This window comes from Pseudoroseomonas ludipueritiae (genome assembly GCF_014490445.1).
Taxonomy (GTDB): domain Bacteria; phylum Pseudomonadota; class Alphaproteobacteria; order Acetobacterales; family Acetobacteraceae; genus Pseudoroseomonas; species Pseudoroseomonas ludipueritiae.
In genome coordinates this window covers 1-2368 of record NZ_JACTUZ010000290.1, presented here as the reverse complement: position 1 = coordinate 2368, position 2368 = coordinate 1, and the positions used below count along the sequence as shown (strand labels likewise).

Below are 2368 nucleotides of genomic sequence, written 5' to 3'. Positions count from 1 at the left end.
CGCCGCCACCGCCGGTGCCGGCCCCCGTGCCGCCGCCGCCCGAAGCGCCGCCGGCTGAGGCGCCAGCCCCCGCCGCATCCGGCTCGGTCGAATACCTGCGGGTGAATGCCGAGCAGATCGAGGCCCTGGCCGTCGCCGTCCACACGCTGTCCGAGGAAGTGACCCGGCAGGCGGGGGTCGAGGCCGAACTGCGGGCCCTGGAGGAAACGCTTTCCGGCCTGCGCCGGGCGCTGGAGACAGCGGTGCGCGCCAGCCCCGCCCCGGCGCTGCGCGAGGTGGCGCGGGGGCTCGATGGCCTTTCCCGCAGCCTCGGCCGCATGGCGCGGGAACAGCATGCCGGCACCTTCGCCGCCGAGGCCGCCGCCCAGCGCGTGCGGGAGCAGGTGGAGGCCATTGCCCTGGTGCCGGCCGAGACGGTGCTGGGCCCGCTGGGCCGCATGGCGCGCGACCTGGCGCGGGAAGCCGGGCAGGATGTGGCGGTGCGGCTGGAAGGCATGGACATCCAGGCCGACCGCCGCGTGCTGCAGACCCTGAAGGACCCGGTGCTGCACCTGCTGCGCAATGCCATCAGCCATGGCATCGAGCAGCCGGAACAGCGCCGCGCCCGGGGCAAGCCGGAACGCGCCGAGGTCTCGCTGCGCCTCTCCGGCCGGGGCGGGCTGCTGCTGCTGACGGTGGCAGATGACGGGCGCGGCCCGGACCTCGCGCGCATCGAGGCCACCGCCATCCGCCAGGGCCTGCTGCCGGAGCGCTCCCCCTGGTCGGCGCCACCGCCGCCGGACCGCCTGCTCTCCCTGGTCTTCGAGCCCGGCTTTTCCACCGCCCCGGCGGTGGACCGGCTTTCCGGCCGTGGCATGGGGCTCTCGGTGGTGGCGGAAGCGGCGCGGCGGCTGCGCGGCACCACGCTGATGCGCGCCCGCCGGGGCGGCGGCACGGAAGTGGAGATCGCCGTGCCCTTCTCCGCCGCGCGGCAGAAGCTGCTGCTGGTGGAAGCGGAAGGCCAGACCTATGGCCTGCCCAGCCATGGAATCGAGCGGCTGCTGCGGCTGCCCGTGTCGGCCGTAGAAAGTGTGGAAGGGCGGCCCGTGACGCGCATCGCGGCGGGGGGGCAGGACGTTATCGCCCCCGTGATCGCTCTTGCCGCCCTGCTTGGCTCGTCCCAGGCCGCCATTCCGGTCGAAGCCGGCCATGTGAACGCTGTGCTGCTGCGCCGCGGCACCCGCCGCTGCGCGCTGGCCGTCAATGCCGCGCGGGATGTCCGCACCCTGCTGGTGGACAGCCTCGATGCGCCTGGCGTCGATACCGAACTGCTCAGCGGCATCGCGCCGCGCGAAGGCGAAACCCCTGCCCTGGTGCTGAGCCCGGAGGGCCTGGTCGGCCGCTGGCTGCGGGACGAGGGGCACCTTGCCGCCGGCATGCTCGGCCTGGAGGGCAGCGGGGCGGAGGAACGCGCCGCCGCCGCCACCATCCTGGTGGTGGACGATTCCATCACCACCCGGACGCTGGAGAAGAGCATCCTGGAAGCGCAGGGCTACCGCGTGCTGCTCAGCGTCGACGGGCTGGACGCGCTGAACCTGCTGCGCTCCGGCGACGCGGTGGTGGACCTGGTGGTGGCGGATGTCGAGATGCCACGCATGGACGGCTATGCGCTGTTGCAGGCCATCAAGACCGACCCGCGCCTGGCGCCGCTGCCGGTGATCCTGATGACCTCCCGCGCCGCGCCCGAGGATGTGCGGCGGGGGCTGGACCTCGGCGCCGGCGCCTATCTCGCCAAGCAGAAATTCGATCAGCGGGAGTTGCTGGCCACCATTGGCCAGATGCTGTGACCATGCCCGATCCTGTTTTCCCCACGGGCTTTCCGACCCGCCCGCCCGTCCGCGTCATGATCGTCGAGGATTCGGCGGTGGTGCGGCGGCTGCTCGCGCATATCGTCTCGGGCGATCCGCGCCTGGTGCTGGCCGCCGCCGTGGACTCGGCCGAGGAGGCGCTGCGGGAATTGCCGCGCGTGAAGCCGGACGTGATCTCGATGGATATCCGCCTGCCCGGCATGGACGGGCTGGAGGCCACGCGGCGCATCATGGCGGAACAGCCGACGCCCATCGTCGTCATCGCCGACAGCGTGCGGGATTCCACCTTCGGCATCTCCATGAACGCGCTGAAGGCCGGCGCGCTCTCGGTGGTGGAGAAGCCGGTGGGAATCGAGACCGGCGGGCATGAGCAGATCGCGGAAACCATCCGCACCCAGCTCTACATCATGAGCCAGGTGCCGGTGATCCGGCAGCGCGGCAACCTGGCCGCCCGCCCGCGCGCGCCGCATCCCGAGCCGTCGCAGCGGCCGCCGCAGCAGCCGGCGGTGCTGGCCATCGCG

General features: G+C 73.1%; 2 protein-coding genes. Both read left to right on the top strand.

What is annotated here, in order from left to right; all coding sequences use genetic code 11:
* Window positions 1-1826, top strand: a 1826-nt coding sequence (locus IBL25_RS25660) for a hybrid sensor histidine kinase/response regulator (RefSeq protein WP_187781276.1), incomplete at its 5' end; no start/stop codon positions are given.
* Between the two features lie 2 nt (window positions 1827-1828).
* On the top strand, window positions 1829-2368 hold a 540-nt coding region (locus IBL25_RS25655; RefSeq protein ID WP_238940670.1), incomplete at its 3' end, for a response regulator.